Origin of the sequence: Bordetella tumulicola, assembly GCF_965138755.1 — a bacterium.
In the GTDB taxonomy this organism is placed as follows: Bacteria; Pseudomonadota; Gammaproteobacteria; order Burkholderiales; family Burkholderiaceae_B; genus Bordetella_A; species Bordetella_A tumulicola.
This window is the reverse complement of the sequence record NZ_CBCSFP010000004.1, coordinates 214,939-233,081: the sequence shown is the minus strand read 5'-3', so window position 1 is coordinate 233,081 and position 18,143 is coordinate 214,939. Positions and strand designations below refer to the sequence as shown.

Sequence of the window (18,143 nt, the reverse complement as noted above, 5' to 3'; positions counted from 1 at the left end):
ATGTCATGAGTGGCTCTCGTAGGCACGCAGCAAACGCCGCTCTAATGCCAGCATGGCCTGATAGCCCAGCAGTCCGATCACAGCGATGGCGGTCAATGCCGCAAACATGAGGGACGTGTCCATCATGCCCTGGGCGGCAATAATGACGGCGCCCAAGCCGCGGCTGGCGCCGATAAACTCGCCGACCACGGCACCGACCAGGGCCAGCACCAGCGCCACGCGCCATCCCGCCAAAATCCCCGGCAATCCCGCAGGCAGCTTGAGCCGCCACAAGGTTTGGGCGCGCGATGCGCCCAGCATGCGAAACAACTGCAACCGATTGGGATCCACCTGCCGCAGGCTGGTCAATGTGTTTTCCATCAAGGGGAAAAAACAAATCAATGCGGTCATCACCACCGTCGGTACGATGCCAAACCCGAACCACAGTACAAACAAGGGTGCGAGGGCGAGCTTGGGGATGACCTGGCTCACAATCACATAGGGCTTGAGCACGCGGTCAAGCAAAGCCGATTCGGCGAGCGCAATACCTATCGCCAGGCCTGACATTCCGCCCACGATCAATCCAAGCAGCATCTCGGCGAGCGTCGCGCCAATGTGTGGCCAGAGATAGCCAGAGGAAAGCGTCGCCCATAACGTTCGCGCCACCGCCGACGGCGCGGGTAGCACCAGCGCGGAGATCCCGATCTGCCGTACGAGCCATTCCCAACCACCCAACAGGATCAGCAGCAACGCCACAGGCAGCGCACGACCATGCAGCCCCTGTCTCATCGGCTCGCTCCCGTCATGATGTCGAATATCCGGGCGCAGTATTGATTAAATGTCGTGCCATGACGCTGAGCTTGCGTGCGGGGCATGGGAATATCTATCGCGATGTCGGCCAGCAGACGGCCCTTGTGCATCATCCCTACGCGATCCCCCAGATAAACCGCCTCGCTGATGTCATGCGTGACAAAAAGCACGGTTGTTTTGCGTGAACGACACATCCGCATCAGATCATCCTGCAATTCGCCACGCGTGATCGCGTCAAGCGCGGCAAAGGGTTCGTCCAGCAACAGCAGTTGCGGCTCCAGGATCAACGCCCGCGCCAAAGCCACCCGGCTCTGCTGCCCCCCCGACAATTGCCGAGGATACTGTTGCGCATGATCGGATAGCCCCAACATGGCGAGCAACCCTTGCGCGCGCTCGATGTCGGCCGCGAGTGGCTGGTGTTGCAACGAAACCGGCAGCAGTACATTGTCGATCACGCGCAGCCAGTCGAGCAGCGTAGGCGCCTGGAACACATACCCCAACTGCGGCCCAGGTTTGACGGGCTTGCCATCCGATTGGCAGATGGAGCCCGACTGCGGCGCCAGCAGACCGGCGGCGAGCTTAAGCAACGTTGTCTTGCCGCAACCGCTACGACCGACCAAGCAATGAAAGCTGCCTGTCGCCAATTGCCAACTCACGCCATCGACAATAGGCTTGCCACCCCCATAGGCGTAGGCGACCTGTCGCATATCCAGAAAAGGCGTAGCCGACGCTGTACTCATGGCTCGTACGGGGCAAACGGATCCGCCGCGGATTCGGCCGAGTGTTCGATTTCGGTCATGCGCACCAGATCCAGCAGATTGAAACGACCATCGTGATGCCAGCCGGCCTCTGGCGTACTCATCGAACCGATCGCACTCACGCGCGTGACGCCCTCGGCGCCTAACTGTTCGGCCAGTCGATATAGCTCTCGCGGCGTGGCCGCGATACCGGCAGTTTGCAGAAACACGGCACTTGCAGCCACTGCCGGAGCAACGTCGTCCAACGCATCAATGCCCGCCACCACGATGCTTCGTTGCAGCGCAGTGGGCGCCAACGCCTGCGTATCATCGGTATAGGCGACGCTCCACGCCGCCATCGGGTCGCCGATCAACAGGTCTTCACTCCCTTGCCGATGCTGCGCCGAGGGCTTCCATTCGATGGACTGCCGCCATTTTGCGACGGCCGTCGACTCGGCCAGATCCAGTGGGCGACGTGGATAACGTCGCTGCAAATTGGCCAACTCACTCGCCAGATAACCGGCGAACTCGCGTGGCGCGATTTGGCCACCCCGCTGCACATAGAAGATCTGCGGCGAATAACAGCCCTGCTGGTCATAACGCATCACATCCCACGCCGCACGCCGTGCCAGCGCAGGCGCCTTGAGCGCATCAAGCGCCGCGGCGCTGACCACACCGAACCCCAGCTTGTGCCCATGTGCCAGAAAACGCGTGGTGACCGGTAGTCGGCGCTGAATCGCCTGCAATGCGTCATTGCCCCCGTAGGCCACCACGGCATCAGCCTGGCGATACAACGCATCCGCGCCCTCGTCTCCAGCCCCACGCCACCACACGACGGCCAGGCAATCCGCCAGCGGCGGATGTACTTCGACCAACAATCGCGCAAACCAGCCCGCAAACAAGGGCTCAGCGCTGGGCAGCTTGCCGATATTGCCGGCCTTGACCAACAGACCGCAAACCAGACTCCACAGCGCCAAGGCGGGGACATTCCCCGCCCAACTGTGCACCAGCAGTCGCGGCCCAAAGGCACGCACCGCGCCGCCCTTGATCGCCGGCTGAAAACCATCGAGCACTTTCGGATTCGCAAAATCCTCGGCCACGAATCGATGCAATTGTGGTGCGCGAAAGGTCTTGAAAAAACCCGTCAATCCCAGGTGAACCATCTCGGTGTCATAGCCACTGACTAGCGGTAATAACGCATCGACCTGACGGCGATACGGGTCGTCGCGATCGAGCAACCGACTGATGGCGCGATCAATGATGTCGATGATATCGGAGACCGACAGCGCCCTGAGCGTCCGCGCGCTAGCGTCCCGGACCCGCTTTGCCAGGGCATCCATCTGTGATGGCGATAGCTCCGGCACCGTGACTTCGACGCGTTGACCGTCTCGATCGAACGGCAGCGTCCGCCACTGAACATCGCTGGACGACAGCCCCGGTAGATAGCCGGCCTCGACCCGAATAACGCTCATGGCGCAACCGACCGGATGAATTCTTCGACCGCCAACGAACACCCCTTGGCCTGCGCACCCTCGGCACGTCCCAACAACAAAAATCCACCCTCGACGGGCTCCCCGACATCCTCGGTCAAAATCGTATTAACCGAATTGAAGTTACCTAAATCGCAATGAGCCAGAATGCCACGCTCGCCCGCCGGTACGGTACGGCCTGTCGCGGGATCCACCAATCGCGAGCGTATCCAATGCGGCCCCGACTTGACCGACGGCACGACCGCATTGCCATCGTCATAGAACTGCGTACTGAGCTCGGTCATACCGTACATGTTGATGCACAGATGACGCGGCACCCCCAATAGCTCGGACAATGCCGAGTAAAAGGCCTCCAACGGCAACTCGCGCGATTGTCCCTTGTAGCCACCGGTATCCAGAATGCGGCTACCCGCTGGCAAACGAAATGATCGTCCGGCTTTACGTAGCGCGTCGATCACGTGCACAAAGCTATAACTGGCACCCAACAGGGCATAGGGCTCGCCCGAACGCTCGGCCTGCGCCAGGCGCTGCCACAGCCCTTCCAGGTCGATCCCCGTGGGCGACATGAAATAGCGACTATCGTCGGTGCCAAAGGTGGTTTTCGCCAATGCCAAATAATGCGCCAGCGATGAATTAGGCATCGCAATGTCGTCCGGGAACAAAATACCCATCGGCATGCGCTCGACGCCTTGCATAAAGCGTTGCGCGAAATTGCGGGTCATCGACAGGTTATATACATCGAGCCGTGGATGAAAATGCCGCCCCCGCATGTCGGCCCGCGTCGTACCACTCGTCATGAATACGCGTTCGGTTGGCGTCGGCGGCTCGCAACGTAGTTCCATGGCCTTGAAGGCATCGATAGGCACGGCGGGAATGTCATTCCACGATTTCACGTTACGCACCGTGGCCCCGCGACGCTGGCAAAAGCTACGATAAGACGCACTGGCGTTGTATTGATAGGCAAACAGACGCAGCGCAAGCTGATCGAATTGCGTGTCCGTGCAACCCTCTTGGGCGATAAATTCGAGAATATCGGCGACCGGCGGTTCGACGTAGTTCATGGGCTTGGTTAGTTCCTGTACATGGAAGCTCCGAAGCCCGCCCGCACAAGCCGCGCATCCACGCGCCCCGGCAAGACCAGTGCTCTTCTTACGCCGGTATAAACCGGGTCAAGTTCGCGGGTGTGAATCTCAGCACTGGCGTGCACCCCGGAGCAAAGGCCATGTTAACCCGCATTGGGAAACTGAGCGCCGCGATCGCCAGGTGTAACCGTGACCCGCACTTCCAATCATTGCGAAATGGGAGTGCGGGTCAATACAACGAGAGCGACTATTGCAAAATCAGTTACGCAAGAACTTGAGCAGATCTTCGTTCAGGCGATCCTTGTGCGTTTCCGTCAGGCCGTGAGGAGCACCGGGGTAGACGATCAGCTTGGCACCCTTGATCTGCGCGGCGGATGCCTTGCCTGAGGTATCAATCGGGACGATCTGGTCATCGTCGCCATGGATCACCAACGTAGGTACGTCAAATTTCTTCAAGTCCGCGCGGAAATCGGTTGCCGAGAATGCGGCGATCGAGTCATACGTGTTCTTATGGCCGCCCTGCATACCCTGCACCCAGAACGCCTGGATCAGGCCCTGGCTAGGCTTGGCGCCGGGACGATTAAAACCAAAGAACGGACCTGAGGCGATGTCCAGATAGAGCTGCGAGCGGTTATCCAGAGATGCTTTGCGCAGACCATCGAAAACTTCGATAGGCAGGCCTCCAGGATTGTCGGCGGTCTTGAGCATCAGCGGCGGCACCGAGCTGACCAGCACGGCCTTTTTTACGCGGCTGGTGCCGTGACGACCAATATAGCGTGCTACCTCACCGCCGCCGGTAGAAAAGCCCACCAGCGTGACGTCGTTCAGATCCAGCGCGTCGATCACCGCGGCCAAATCGTCGGCATAGTGATCCATGTCATTGCCATCCCAAGGCTGGCTGGAACGACCATGACCGCGTCGATCGTGGGCCACCACGCGGTAGCCTTGCGACGCCAGGAAAATCATTTGTGATTCCCAGCTATCCGAACTCAAAGGCCAACCATGGCTGAAGGTGACCACGGGGCCGTCTTTGGGGCCCCAGTCCTTAAAGTAAATCTGCACACCGTCGTTCGTCGTCACGTAGCTACCGGTTTTGGTGATGCTGCTAGCCACGGCAGAGGCGTCCGTCGATGCCGCCTGAACCGGCGCACCGGCCTGTACAGCAACAGCCAGTAGTGTTGTCGCAACCGCTTTGGAAATAGTGTTCATGGTGAACCTCGTTGTAGTCAATCGTTGGAGGCCGAAGTGGCTTAACGACATTCTGCTTGGTCCAACAATACGATTGGTGATATAAAATCCAAAAAACACTACCTAAAGTACAAAATGACCGATCGGTTAGCCGAACTACTGCATCGCTTCGCGATTAACGCGCAAGTGTTTCACGCCGGAACGCTATGCGGCGATAACCTGCTGGAGGCACAACCCGGCCTGGGTCAGTTGCATCTCATACGACGCGGGTCGGTGGAGGTCATTCATGACGATAGCTCGCTCACTATCGCGGAACCCAGTCTGTTGCTATATCCCCGGCCGATGGCGCACCGGTTTCTCTCGGATCCCTTAGCGGGTGCGGATATGGTGTGCGCCAACCTGCGATTCGAGGGTGGCATGCACAACCCCATCAGCGCCGCCCTCCCCCCGGTAATCTGCCTTCCGCTCACGTCGATCAACGATTCGGCAGACGTATTACGGATCCTGTTCGACGAGGCGTTTGAGCAGCGCTGCGGCAAGCATGCCGTCGTGAATCGGCTCTTCGAGGTAGTTATCATCCAGATCCTGCGGCAGTTGATGGAAAGCAAACAGATGAAAAGCGGCATGCTGGCCGGACTTGCACATGCCCGCTTGCGCCTCCCCATCGTGGCAATGCACGAAAACCCGTCCAAAGAATGGTCGCTAGAGGATCTGGCCAGTAACGCCGGTATGTCACGCAGCGCGTTCGCCACCACATTTCGTGACGTAGTGGGCATCACGCCCGGTCAGTATCTTCAGGGCTGGCGCATCGATCTGACCCAACGCGCCCTGCGCCAAGGTCAGCCCCTGAAACTCATCGCCGCCGACGTCGGCTATGGCAGCGAAGCGGCATTGTCGCGCGCCTTCAAGGCCCATACGGGGCAATCACCTGGCCAGTGGCGCAAAGCGGCGGGACATTAAAGGCACGCTGACTTGGGACGTCCCGAAGGAAGCGGTGTTGGAACTGAATTTACGACGTATCGCCGCTACGCCGCTTCCTGAACTGTGCGGCCTTGTAGCGATTACCGCACAAGGCCATGCTGCACCAGCGGCGCTTGTGTGCCTTGGTACGGTCATAGAACCATAAGACGCAGTCAGGATGCTCGCATTGTTTGACTAGGCCGAAATCACCCTCAACCAGCAATTGCGCCACGGATTCCGCGACGGGTCCGAGTAATGCGTCGGCCCCGTCGCCACACGCGCGGCGTGCCAACACCAGATTGCCGTCACGGTCGTGCTCCAAATGCGGGGCACTCAGGCTGGCGTGCAAATACCGGTTCAACGCACTAATTTCACCGATGGCGCTCTGCTTGCGCTGAATGATCAACGCACGCGCCAGTCGTCGCAGTGCGGTTCCATGCGCCAGCAACTCGGCGGGGTCGACCGCCTTGCCCGGCGACGGGGGGACTACGCCGCAACGCGCCAGCCATCGGCGCACATCGTCACCGCTGCTCCAGTAATCAACGGCCACCCCATTGACGCGTGCTTCCGTATTGAGCAAATCCATTGCGAGATGATCACCCACCATTGGGGCCTCTCCCGGGTTGCCATCGAGCCGCGTTTCTACACCCGCCATTTGATAACCTTTAAAAATTAATTTGACAGGTTACTTTATCGTGCTCATACTAGGCGCAAAGTAACCTATTTAAATTAATTATATAGGTTATTCATCTGGAACATCGAACGCCACTCCAAGGAATGCCATGAACACCCGAAACCTGCTTGCTGCCGCCTCGACCCTCGCCACCGCCCTCACCGCCCAGGCCGCAGAAAGCCCCGCGCAAGTCCATTACCGTCATATAGAAATCCAGGGCGTCAACGTCTTCTATCGCGAAGCCGGATCACCGACTGCGCCAACCGTCCTGCTATTGCACGGGTTTGCCGCCTCGTCATATATGTTTCGTGACCTGATCCCGCAACTCGCCCGTCAATACCACGTCATTGCGCCAGACTTGCCCGGTTTTGGGCAGACGACGGTCATGCCTGACGTTGAGTTCAAGTACACGTTCGACAACGTAACGTCGGTGATCGACGATTTCACTGTAGCCAAAAATCTAGACCACTACGCGATATACGTGTTCGATTACGGCGCGCCCGTAGGCTGGCGATTGGCGGTAAAACACCCACAGAAAATCACTGCCATCGTGAGCCAGAACGGCAATGCCTATGAAGAAGGATTGAGTGCGGGCTGGGCAGACATGCGCCGCGCGTGGGCCGAGCCAACCGCTGCCAACCGCGAAACGCTGCGCCGGTTCAACACCCCGGACATGATCAAGTGGCAATACACCGAGGGCGTCACGGACCCGACGTTGATCCCGCCGGAGAGCTACCAACTAGCCTCCGCAGCCATTGAGCGCATTGGCGTCGACGCGCAGATGGATCTGCTGCTGGACTATGGACAGAACGTCAAGCAATACCCGCAGTTGCACGAATACTTCCGCCGTTATCAACCTCCCCTGCTGGCTCTCTGGGGCAAGAATGATCCGTTCTTTACGCCACCGGGCGCCGAGGCATTTAAGCGAGACAACCCGAACGCCGAAGTACGTTTCCTGGATACAGGGCATCTCGCGCTTGAAACGCACGGCGATGACATTGCGCAGGCGATGCGCGAGTTTCTGGACCGTAATGTGAAGCCGTAAGCGGGCCTTGAGGGTTTCTCACCCATATTGTTATCCCATTTTTGTATTTGTCATGCGCAGCATCGCCGTCGATGATGGCAGACCCTATCCTCATCAACCGCTGCCATGACATCCCCTTTGTTTCAGCCAACTCGCCGTCAACTCCTAACCGTCGCGGGCGCCGTCGGATTGACGTTGACCGTCCCTCGCGCCGTGCTAGCCGCCGCTGACAAGAAACTGCGCATCGGCTATCAAAAATCCTCGACCCTGATCACCATCGTCAAGGCCCAAGGTACATTGCAAAAGCAATTGGCCGATCAAGGCATCACCGTGTCTTGGCACGAGTTCACGAACGGTCAGCCTTTGCTGGAAGCTCTGAACGTAGGTGCGATCGATTTGAGCGCGGATGTCGCGGATACTGTGCCACTGTTTGCGCAAGCGGCGGGTGCCGCACTGACCTATTACGCTCGCGAAACGCCTGCACCGTCCGCCCAGGCCATCATCGTTAAAGAAGACTCGCCGATTCGCAGCGTGGCAGATCTCAAAGGCCGCAAGGTGGGCTTTGCGCGTGCTGCCGGCGCACATTTCCTGGTGATTGCCGCGCTGGAACAAGCGGGCGTGCCGCTGGCCGACATTCAGCAGGCGTATCTGACGCCCGCCGATGGACGCGCTGCATTTGGCAATGGCTCGATCGACGCGTGGGCCATCTGGGATCCGTTCTACGCGGCAACGCAGCAGCACGAACGTGTACGGGTCTTGATCGACGGCCGCGATGGGCTGGCCGACTATGCACGCTATTACTTGGCGTCCACGCCATATGCCGAAAACAATCCTAAAGTCGTCAATCAGGTGTTTGATGCGTTGCGGACCGCGGGCCTCTGGGCCAAACAAAATCCGGACGATGCGGCCAGTCTATTGGCTCCGGTGTGGGGTCTGGATAAAACGATCATCGTGGCTGCGAATAAACGACGCAGTTACGATGTGCGGTCCGTTTCCCTTGAGAACCTCGACCGGCAGCAACAGATCGCCGACGTGTTTTTGGTGAACAAACTCCTGCCCCGACGTATCGTGACGCGTGACGCGACGATTTGGCAGCTCGGGACGTAGGCACGTTCGCCGAGGGCTTGGGTATACAGGCACGCGGCGCTGAGCCGCAGAGTTCAAAAAAACCTTGCAGACACGAGCGCAATGTGGGGCAATATCGCGTCAAGTATCAATTTTCGACAACGTTAAAAAAGGTACGCCGCCATGTTTCTACTTGCTTCGCCACAAGTGGGCGACTTCGAATTGTTTTCCGCTATGCCTGATACGTTCAGACGGCGCGAACGCAGTGCCTGGGCCGATGCTAACCGTGGCGGCGTTATGGCTGACTCGTTTCTGGAAGGACCGGTATTTGACGGTGATGACAATCTTTATGTCACCGATATTCCCTGGGGCCGGGTCTTTCGCATTACTCCGTCAGGGGAATGGATTCTGGTCGCAGAATATGATGGCGAACCCAACGGCATGAAGTTCATGAATGCCAATACGCTACTCATCACCGACTACAAGAACGGACTGATGCAGCTTGATATCGGCACCGGAAATGTCACACCCTATCTGGAACGACGCAACAGCGAACGGTTCAAGGGCGTGAACGATCTGGTGTTTGACACCAAGGGTAATCTGTATTTCACCGATCAGGGTCAAAGTGGCCTGCACGACCCCAGCGGACGCCTATATCGGTTAAAGCCAAACGGCGAGCTCGACACCTTGCTCATCAATGTGCCCAGCCCGAACGGCGTCGCCCTCTCCCCGGATGGCAGCGTTCTATATCTTGGTGTCACGCGGGGCAACTGCGTCTGGCGTGTTCCGCTGCTTGCCGACGGCAGCGTATCCAAGGTCAGCCAATTCTTCACGTCGTATGGTCCTATCGGCCCGGACGGTTTGGCGGTGGACGAAACGGGAAACCTTGTCGTCGCCAACCCGGGGCTTGGTTATGTCTGGCTGCTAAATGATCGGGCCGAACCCATCAGGGTATGGCGCAGCAATCAAGGCTCATTGACCACCAATATTGCGTTTGGCGGCAAGGAACGACGCACGCTGTACTGCACCGAGTCGACATCGGGTGCGATTCTGAGAGCGTCAGCCCCGAACGCTGGTGTGACACTACATCAGGCGACCTCATAGTTCATTTGGATTCCCGCTGTCCAACCCACGTAAGTCAGGCACGCTGCTTGCTGAATTTCCCGGACGAATTACTGTCAACGGCGTCAAGCGCCACGTTCGGGAGAAACTCATGAATGCTCGCTACTTCGCAGCCACCCTACTTGCCCTAGCGGCGCTAAATGGCGGACACGTCGCCGTCGCGCAAACGACACAGCCCGCACAACCCACGCCAGGCGTACCGAGTACGCCGGGCACATCGGACACGCCGGCCGCGACGAAAACACCAATCAACTCGGACTCAGAACTGGATGCCGATGATCGCAGCTTCCTGGAAAGCGCCGCACAGTCAGGGCATCTGGAAGTCCAAGGAAGCAAACTTGCCTTGGAAAAATCGGGCAATGCAGAAGTAAAAGACTTCGCACAGAAAATGGTCGACGATCATGGCAAGGCGGGACAGAAACTGGCGGATCTGGCCAAACAAAAGGGATTTGAGGCCCCCACTGAACCATCGTTGATGCAACAAGCCAAGCTGAAGACGCTTGGTCTGCGAGAAGAAGGCTTTGACAAAGCATATGCCGATGGAATCGGGGTTTCCGCTCACGAGGACGCCGTCAAGCTCTTTCAGGAAGCATCGACTGACGCCAAAGATGCGGACGTCAAGCAGTTCGCGTCTGAGACCCTGCCAACGCTGCAGCAACATCTTCAAATGGCCCAAACACTCCAGCAGAGCGTAAGCAAGACGCCCTGAGTCAGCCTCTGCGGCCGCTACCCTAGCGGCCACTTGCCTGAAATGGCCACGCATGGCGCGACCGGGGTTGGATCCAGTCACAGTAATGCGGTGTCGCTCCCGGCGCCTCAAAAGCGGGCGCAAGCGTATCCCGCCCCACCTGCACCACTTTGCGATCTTTTAGCCTGAAGGCGGTCAACACACCGCCTGTTACGCAACCGGTATCTACACACGTGACATCCGTACGCACGTACAGGCCTAGCGTCGCCCAATGTCCGAACACGATCGGCGTGTGTTCGGTAGGCCTGCTCGGGACATCGAACCAAGGCACGGTCCCGGATGGCCAACATCCGGGCGCAGCTTTGGCCCCTGGTACCAACGCACCTGTCTGCGTACACAAGCGCATCCGCGTAAACGCATTCACAATAAATCGCAACCTGCGTTCACCTTGCAATTTAGTATGCCATGTCGAGCCGGCCGAGCCACAGAGCGTGCGTATGTAATCACGCCATCGGCTATCTCTGAGCACATCTTGCGCTTCTCGTGCGAGCGACATTGCCAACGTCGCATCCCATTGCGGATAGATCCCCGCGTGAGCAAGGAGGTAGCCTGCCTCGGAATGCATCAGCGGACGACGACGCAGCCAATTCAGCAAAACGTCCAGATCGGCAGCAGTCAGGAGATCGTCGAGCGTGTCACGCCGGGCCGGTCGTAGACAACCCGCCGCAATGGCTAATGCCCGGAGATCGTGATTTCCCAACACGACTGTGGCGCGTTCGCCTAGCGCCATGATGCGGCGCAACGTCGCGGCCGAAGCCGGCCCTCGGTTCACCAAGTCACCCACGAACCAAAACCGACTGTCTGGATCGTCTGCGATTTCGGGACGCGACAACAGTGCGTTCAGAGATGCTGCGCAGCCATGCACGTCGCCGATCACCCAGATAGAGGGTGCCGTAGGCGGACCGACTACCCCATCCCTTTGGGAAGTCATGTGCGGTGTCAGGACTTGTTTCTTGCACCGCCTCCGCGGTTTCGCTGGCTCTGTTGATCTTGCCCGGTTCCGATCTGCGTGGCATGGCCTTCTTTCTTGGTACGGTTCTGCGTGTCGCGATGACTGGATTGGGCTTCACGAGGGGTATCATCGGTCGAGGGGTTGGACTTTCCTTCTTTCGGTTTCATGGCACGAGTCCTCCTGACATTAAAAGTCGGGTATGTACAAAAGTACAAAAACAGTAGCAAACGCCATTCCCGGCATAGGCCAAAGCCAGCGACCTCATGAGCCAATCCGCCTAAACCGTGCCAAGCCCACCAGCCGCCAATAGATGGAGAGCAACGGAATAAACGCCGAGGTAATCGCCAAGTCCATCACGTTGCGTGCGCACTTGTGGGTGCCCTGCAAACGCTTTACGAAGAAGAACGTCGTCAGCACTATCCAGACACCAGCGGCGCACAGCGCCGCGAACTCGTACCCCATGATGACCAACACAGCGGCCAATAGAAGCGCGACGGTCACGCCAAGATAGAACCATGGAAGATGAGCCTGAATGCGGTTGCGATAAAGAAGGGGGTACTTTTTCCTCAGCAGCATGTCGAACATGACTTTCTTTTGCATGCCAAGACCGGCGGCAAAGCGATTGGGGCGGACGGGATGCAGCACGCGGGCCGGCGGACAGCGTTCAACCCGAAACCCTCGGTCCAACAGAGCAAAGTGCAAGTCGGAGTCTTCACGCCATGCCATGGTGTAGCGAGTGTCGAATCCCCCGACGGCTTGCAGCGCCGAACGGCGCACGAAACAATTAGCGGTGATGAATTCGGCTCGGGTCAGGCCACAAGCGTCGCGTTCATAATCGCTGGGCGGATCCGGCATCGGCATGTCGGTGTCGCCCACTACTGCCGCTACAGTGGGAGATAAGGCGCTCACACCATGCTCCAGCCAATCTTCATCGGGAATCGTGTCGTCGTCGGTAAAAGCAATAATCGCACCCTTTGCGCTGCGCCAACCCACATTGCGTGCGCCAGCAGGCCCACGGCTGTCCTCTACAGCCAGGTAGCGAATCTCAGGTTTGCCGGAGCACCGCTCGCGCAGCGCCTCGACCTGCTGTCGCGTCGTGATGCTTGCTGCGTCATCGCACACCAGGATTTCGTAGGTATCGCGCGGAAACTGCTGGCGGACTAATGCATTCAAACAGCGGGCCAGCAATTGTGGACGCAGGTACGTCGGCACGACCACCGACACCAGAATGGAACCCGTGACCGGCTTCATTGCGATTTCTCGACGAACGGACGGCGGCCATTCATCAACTCTCGCGCCGCCATCGCCACGCGCCGCGGCTCGACGCCCGCGAGGCAGGCGTGATGGCCTTCCGGACAAATGCTTCGATAGCAATACTTGCACGGCACATCGTGGTTCAAAATACGAGAGGCGGTGATCCAGGGCGTATGCTGCGGGTTCGTCAGAGCGTACAGGTCGACAACAGGGATGCCGAGAGCGGCCGCAATATGCGCCGGGCCGCTGTTGTTGCAGATCATCACGACCGCGCCTTCCAACGCGGCGCCAAGCTCCCCCAAGGACAACTTGCCAGAGAGGTCTATCAAACCCGGCAGCCACTTTCGCGCCTCCCGCAGCTCGGCAGCCCATGACTCGCTCTCGTGCGCGCCTAGCAGTAAGATTCGGCGACCGTCGCCGCGCAGTTCTACCAGCGCCTGCACCATTTGCCGTGCGGGATAGCGTCGCGAAGGCGCGGTCGCGCCAGCATGCACGCAGATCCACTCCTCCTCGTCGGCCACGCCTTCGTGATAGAGCTTCGTCCGCAGCGACAGGCGGTCGATCTCTTTGACATGGAAAGACAGACGCAAATCGTCGCTGTGCGCGCCAACGCTCGCCACCAGATCCAACTGGCGCCGAACTTCATGGCGGATGCCATCCGCGGGCTCCGTTTCCCGAACCCAGTCGGTAATCAGTCGATAGGGATTTTCGCGACAATGAGCAAGGACGCGCGGAACGCCGGCCAAGTGACACAGCAGCGCGGCGGGTAGCGGGCTTTGGCTGTACGCCGTGAAGATCACCGCCGCGTCGGGCCTCAGTGCACGCAATCGTCCGATCGCATCGATATCCTGATCTCGGCCATCCGACGCATTCTTGATCCAGGCGGCATCGTAAGACAGCGTATTGTCGATTTCGGGAATAAATCGCGCCGCGATCGCCCCCGAGGGCGAAGTCAGTAATGACAGGCGCCGCGCACCTGACTGGCGCAACGCCCTGAAGGCCGGCGTACACATCAAAACATCGCCCATATTGTCCAACCGAATGCATAGGACATGAGCGCACTGTCGCCATTCTCGCGTCCTTGTTTTGCTCTGATAATCGGCATCATGCATGGGGTCCTCGACGCCGACACCCGTATTCAGGTTGAAATCGTCATCGTTACCCCGGCCAGAATATCGTTGATCACAGTCCATCGTTCCGCCTCCTGACGGCGTGTGCAGTCTCGTCCACCTGAGTTTCGAGCACTCGCGAGTTCGGTCTGTGCAAGAGCAAACGGTGTGCCGAACGGCTGTCCAAACGTCGTCCGCTGCGGGTTTCTCATGTACGACATGGCGTGCTTTGCACTTCTTACACACACGGGTAAGAAGTGCCGGCTCCAGGTCTTTGCTCGCAACCGCAGTCGCTGAGCTTTAGCGACCCGCCTCGTCACGCCAGACGGCCGCCAGCTTGCGGCAAAGGGCGGCGTCAAGCACCCGGCGGTGACGCCGGACGCACCGCCATCCGACCAGTGCATCCCGGCACGCCGCGAACCGGGTCCTCCAATCGGGTAGAAAGGAAAGTTGATGCCAACTGCGCGCCAGCGCCAACGGTAGCGGAAGGCGCAGCCAAGCTGTCCATAGCGCATTGCGCGCCAACAAACGCCGACGCAATGACGTATCGCGGGAAATGGAAGGCCAGTGGCGGAGCTGCACAGCCGGTGCATAAACGATGGTGCCGCCCTGTGCCAAGATGTCCAGCGCCAGCAACGCCTCTTCTCCACCGATAAAAAAAGGCGCCCAGTATCCTCTCGCTTGCCGAAATGCGTGGGTTCGCATGACGCTTGCGCCCGCCATAAAACCCGTCAGTTCCGGGCCGACGCCAGCGACAGACGGCAGCGGACTCGACGCCATGGCAACGCAAGCCGGGTCTGGCCGAGCATCCTCCCCAACCCAAATCCGAGCATTCAATACGGATATCCCGGGGTGCGCATCCAGGATTTCAACGGCCTTTTCCAGTGAGCCCGGCATCCAACATGTGTCGTCGTCACAGAACGCGACATAAGGCGTAGCGACCTTAACCACGCCTTGGTTCCGGCCGGCGGCCCCTAAATTGGCGCCGACGCTTACGAGGGTTACGCTCGGGAACTCACGTTCGATGCGGGGTGCTGTGTCATCGGTGCTACCGTTGTCCACAACGATCACAGGATAGGCAACGGGCAATGCCGACAAACCCCTGAGTGTGCGGCAAACTTCCTCGCACCGGTTATAGGTCAGAACAACGATCGATATCCGACCCGCCGCAGCGGGTTGAGCACTGACCATGGCATGGCCAAGCCGTTCCGTCATTCGTGCCACCCCTTAATTGACGCATCCGTGCTGGTTGACTTGGTCGCCCAACATCAACAATGCACGCTGGACCTGAGTATGTACGCATACTCGCAAACAACGTACCAGCCACAGGGAGGCAACAAAGCCACCACGACTCCACGTCGCAGGTATGAAAAATGCTGTCTCTCAAGGGAATCCACCATTATGAGGAGCCACTATGACGCCCACAGAAAACCAAATGGAGCGCTGCATAGACAGTTGCCTTGCCTGCTATAGACGCTGCGTACAAACCGCCATGGGATACTGCCTCGAGGAAGGAGAAATGCACGTCCAACCCACCCACTTCCGCTTGATGATGGGATGTGCTGAGCTATGCCGAACCGCGGCGCACATGATGCTTGTCCGAGTCGAAAACCATAAATTCGTCTGCGGCGCATGTGCCGTGATATGTGAGGACTGCGCGCGAAGCTGCGAGGGCCTGGACGGAATGGCCGATTGTGCACGCATGTGCAAGGAATGCGCCGAACAGTGCGACCAGATGGCTGCATGATGCATACGCAGCGGTCAGGGTTGCCGTAATGCCACTTTGCGCCGCGTTCGAACCTACGGCTTGGAGTACGTTCGAACCCGTTGGAGAATTGTGTCTATTTAACGCTTCAACCCCACGCGTAGCGCCTGCAGCCAGCACGTTACCGCGACGGCGCCGCCATCCGGTATGCCAACGGCGCGCTCGCCCAGATAACTTGCCCGGCCCAGACGAGGTTGCATGTTGGCTGTGTCCTCGGCCGCCTTGCCCGCGGCGTCAACCGCCTGGCTGAATGCCTCTACGCCATCCGTGCCGGCGCTCAACGCCGAGTGCCAGGCGTCGCTGGCCGCCGCAAGAGCATCGACCATTGTGCGATCGCCCGGTTTGGCGCCGCCCATCTCCATGACGGCATCCAGGGCAGCGGCAAAGGCGGTCTGCCATTGCGTAGGCGTGGGTTGTGCCACGTCCGCCAGCTCTCGGCTGGCACGCAATAGCCCAACCGCATAAAACGGCCCGGAGCTACCGGCGATCGCGCGCCGCATACTCTGCGCCAGTGAAGCGAAAAACTGATTAGGCGTATGGAACGCTTCGGGCGGCAAGTCAAGAATGGCCTGGCCGCCACGCGCCATGCTGGCGCCCAGATCTCCGTCCCCTGCTTTCGCGTCGAGGTCAGCGAGTTCGGCTTCGGCGGCGATCAACGCATGCGCGACCCCTGTTGCGATTCGCTGGAGTGTCGCGGTCAGTGGGCCTTCAGGCGTAAGGGTGAATTCCACCTCCAGACCTGCGGGCGCCGAAACAGTGGCGCGCTCTTCAGTAAGACGAGCCGAAGCCGTCCACGCCGGCGCAGCGCAGGGCGCATCCAATAGTTCCAGTAGTTCCCCATCCAATGACAGCACCGACAGCGAACATCCGGGCATTTCGAGTGCGGTCATGAAATTGCCGACCCAGGCACGCGTGGGTGTAAGACCCCTTGCGCGTAGGGTCGCCAGCGCGTGCCGTGCGACGATCTGTAATTCGAGAGGAGGTGTCGCGCCCAAGCCGTTGACCAGCAACGCGACCTGATGGGTATCACCCGGTATCTCGGCTAATATTTGCTCGAGCATGTCCTGCACGATCGCGTCAGCGGGTTTCATATTGACACGCCGCACGCCCTTTTCGCCATGGATGCCCAGTCCATACTCGATCTCGGTCTCGCCTAGCGAGAAGCTCGGTGTGCCCGCTGACGGCACGGTGCAGGCTCCCAGCCCCACGCCCATGGACCCAATACTCGCGGCCGCGCGTGCCGCAACTGCGGCGACTTTGTTCAGCGACCAGCCCTTGGCCGCTGCCGCACCGGCAATCTTGTGCACCCATACGGTGCCGGCAATCCCGCGACGGCGTTCGGCCGGAACGATATCGCGCAACGCCACATCGTCGGCGACCACCACGGCCTCAACGGGGATGCCCTTCTCGCGTGCCAACTCAGCGGCCAGCCCGAAATTCAGGCGATCGCCTGTGTAATTTTTGACGACCAACAAGGCGCCAGCAGGGCCGGCGACAGACAGAATGGCCGCCAGCACCGCATCCACGCTAGGAGAGGTAAACACGTCACCTGCAATCGCCGCGCTGAGCATGCCCGCCCCAACGTAGCCCGCGTGGGCAGGTTCATGGCCGCTGCCTCCCCCGGACAAAACCGCGACCGGGCGTTGATCGGGCTGGGGTAAGTCGCGTAAAACAACAATGTTCTCGCCCTGAACGAGTGCGAGGTGGCCGGTGGTGTCGACCAGACCCTCAAGTGCTTCCCGGACGATGTGACGAGGATCATTGATGAGTTTTTTCACACGGACTCCGCAACAATATGGTTAGGAATAGCCTGCTCTCGGGCTAGTTTACGGCTCCGCGACCGTTCCCATGCTTTCTCGTGGAAAAAGTAAGCAAACGCCTGGACCGTGGGCTCCAACAAACTCAGCGTGAGTGACGCCAACCAGTTGCCCGTCACGGCGTAGGCCACCACGGCTGCGACCATAATGTGCAGAAAGTAATAGCTACCGGTCTTGAGCAGCATGCGCGAAGTTTCGGGACGGAGTTGGCGAAAGCGGGACATGGCGGGCTTCTTACGTGAATGAACTTAAGTAAACGATAATTATTATTATTTATATAAGCCAATTGGAATTTATGCTTCACGCTATAGCTAATTTCTATCATAACAGATAAAGCAATTCACTTCTTCTCCACCACCGCTCACAAG

General features: G+C 59.1%; 18 protein-coding genes and 1 riboswitch. Of the genes, 5 read left to right on the top strand and 13 right to left on the bottom strand.

Annotation, left to right across the window (positions count from 1 at the left end):
- Positions 1-3 precede the first annotated feature (3 nt).
- The 5 genes from ACNAZS_RS13605 to ACNAZS_RS13585 form a co-directional block, all read right to left on the bottom strand.
- Positions 4-768 (bottom strand): ABC transporter permease, encoded by a 765-nt coding sequence (locus ACNAZS_RS13605; RefSeq protein WP_415790095.1) that lies wholly within the window; start codon positions 766-768, stop codon positions 4-6.
- Positions 765-1,529, bottom strand: a complete 765-nt coding sequence (locus ACNAZS_RS13600) for an ABC transporter ATP-binding protein (RefSeq protein ID WP_415790093.1) — start codon at positions 1,527-1,529, stop codon at positions 765-767. The genes ACNAZS_RS13605 and ACNAZS_RS13600 overlap by 4 nt, the downstream gene beginning before the upstream one ends.
- Positions 1,526-2,998 (bottom strand): acyl-CoA reductase, encoded by a 1,473-nt coding sequence (locus ACNAZS_RS13595; RefSeq protein WP_415790091.1) that lies wholly within the window; start codon positions 2,996-2,998, stop codon positions 1,526-1,528. Before ACNAZS_RS13595 ends, ACNAZS_RS13600 begins: the two co-directional genes overlap by 4 nt.
- Positions 2,995-4,077, bottom strand: a complete 1,083-nt coding sequence (locus ACNAZS_RS13590; protein ID WP_415790089.1) for a LuxE/PaaK family acyltransferase — start codon at positions 4,075-4,077, stop codon at positions 2,995-2,997. The genes ACNAZS_RS13595 and ACNAZS_RS13590 overlap by 4 nt, the downstream gene beginning before the upstream one ends.
- A gap of 68 nt (positions 4,078-4,145) precedes the next feature.
- Positions 4,146-4,237, bottom strand: a riboswitch (TPP riboswitch).
- 119 nt (positions 4,238-4,356) lie between these two features.
- On the bottom strand, positions 4,357-5,307 hold the full coding sequence (locus tag ACNAZS_RS13585) for an alpha/beta fold hydrolase (RefSeq protein WP_415790087.1): 951 nt from the start codon (positions 5,305-5,307) through the stop codon (positions 4,357-4,359).
- Positions 5,308-5,421: 114 nt separating this feature from the next.
- Between ACNAZS_RS13585 and ACNAZS_RS13580 the strand changes: the two genes are divergently transcribed.
- Positions 5,422-6,246 (top strand): AraC family transcriptional regulator, encoded by an 825-nt coding sequence (locus tag ACNAZS_RS13580; protein WP_415790085.1) that lies wholly within the window; start codon positions 5,422-5,424, stop codon positions 6,244-6,246.
- Positions 6,247-6,295: 49 nt separating this feature from the next.
- Here the strand turns inward: ACNAZS_RS13580 and ACNAZS_RS13575 are convergent, their stop codons facing one another.
- Positions 6,296-6,901 (bottom strand): CGNR zinc finger domain-containing protein, encoded by a 606-nt coding sequence (locus ACNAZS_RS13575; protein WP_415790083.1) that lies wholly within the window; start codon positions 6,899-6,901, stop codon positions 6,296-6,298.
- Between the two features lie 127 nt (positions 6,902-7,028).
- On the opposite strand from ACNAZS_RS13575, the gene ACNAZS_RS13570 reads away from it, so the two are divergent.
- The 4 genes from ACNAZS_RS13570 (at position 7,029) to ACNAZS_RS13555 (ending at position 10,839) form a co-directional block, all read left to right on the top strand.
- Complete coding sequence (locus ACNAZS_RS13570; RefSeq protein ID WP_415790081.1) at positions 7,029-7,964, top strand: alpha/beta fold hydrolase; 936 nt, start codon at positions 7,029-7,031, stop codon at positions 7,962-7,964.
- Positions 7,965-8,069: 105 nt separating this feature from the next.
- Positions 8,070-9,050, top strand: coding sequence for an aliphatic sulfonate ABC transporter substrate-binding protein (locus ACNAZS_RS13565; protein WP_415790079.1), 981 nt, complete (start codon positions 8,070-8,072; stop codon positions 9,048-9,050).
- A gap of 141 nt (positions 9,051-9,191) precedes the next feature.
- Positions 9,192-10,112 carry an SMP-30/gluconolactonase/LRE family protein gene (locus tag ACNAZS_RS13560; RefSeq protein WP_415790077.1) on the top strand — a complete coding sequence of 307 codons (921 nt, stop codon included), beginning with the start codon at positions 9,192-9,194 and terminating at the stop codon, positions 10,110-10,112.
- Positions 10,113-10,221: 109 nt separating this feature from the next.
- Entirely contained in the window at positions 10,222-10,839 is a 618-nt protein-coding gene (locus ACNAZS_RS13555) for a DUF4142 domain-containing protein (protein ID WP_415790075.1), read from the top strand.
- A 22-nt stretch (positions 10,840-10,861) separates the two neighbouring features.
- Here ACNAZS_RS13555 and ACNAZS_RS13550 read toward each other — a convergent pair whose 3' ends face one another.
- The 7 genes from ACNAZS_RS13550 to ACNAZS_RS13520 all read right to left on the bottom strand — a co-directional run bounded on the left by ACNAZS_RS13550 (position 10,862) and on the right by ACNAZS_RS13520 (position 17,999).
- Positions 10,862-11,809, bottom strand: a complete 948-nt coding sequence (locus ACNAZS_RS13550) for a symmetrical bis(5'-nucleosyl)-tetraphosphatase (protein ID WP_415790073.1) — start codon at positions 11,807-11,809, stop codon at positions 10,862-10,864.
- A gap of 8 nt (positions 11,810-11,817) precedes the next feature.
- On the bottom strand, positions 11,818-11,997 hold the full coding sequence (locus tag ACNAZS_RS13545; protein WP_415790071.1) for a hypothetical protein: 180 nt from the start codon (positions 11,995-11,997) through the stop codon (positions 11,818-11,820).
- Positions 11,998-12,091: 94 nt separating this feature from the next.
- Positions 12,092-13,081, bottom strand: a complete 990-nt coding sequence (locus ACNAZS_RS13540) for a glycosyltransferase family 2 protein (protein ID WP_415790069.1) — start codon at positions 13,079-13,081, stop codon at positions 12,092-12,094.
- Positions 13,078-14,277, bottom strand: coding sequence for a glycosyltransferase family 9 protein (locus ACNAZS_RS13535; RefSeq protein ID WP_415790067.1), 1,200 nt, complete (start codon positions 14,275-14,277; stop codon positions 13,078-13,080). Before ACNAZS_RS13535 ends, ACNAZS_RS13540 begins: the two co-directional genes overlap by 4 nt.
- Positions 14,278-14,493: 216 nt before the next feature.
- Positions 14,494-15,408: a glycosyltransferase family 2 protein gene (locus ACNAZS_RS13530; protein ID WP_415790065.1), complete on the bottom strand. Its 915-nt coding sequence runs from the start codon at positions 15,406-15,408 to the stop codon at positions 14,494-14,496.
- A 630-nt stretch (positions 15,409-16,038) separates the two neighbouring features.
- A complete protein-coding gene (locus ACNAZS_RS13525) occupies positions 16,039-17,736 on the bottom strand; it encodes a dihydroxyacetone kinase family protein (RefSeq protein ID WP_415790063.1) in 1,698 nt (565 codons plus the stop codon).
- Entirely contained in the window at positions 17,733-17,999 is a 267-nt protein-coding gene (locus ACNAZS_RS13520) for a DUF2061 domain-containing protein (RefSeq protein WP_415790061.1), read from the bottom strand. Before ACNAZS_RS13520 ends, ACNAZS_RS13525 begins: the two co-directional genes overlap by 4 nt.
- Positions 18,000-18,143: the final 144 nt, after the last annotated feature.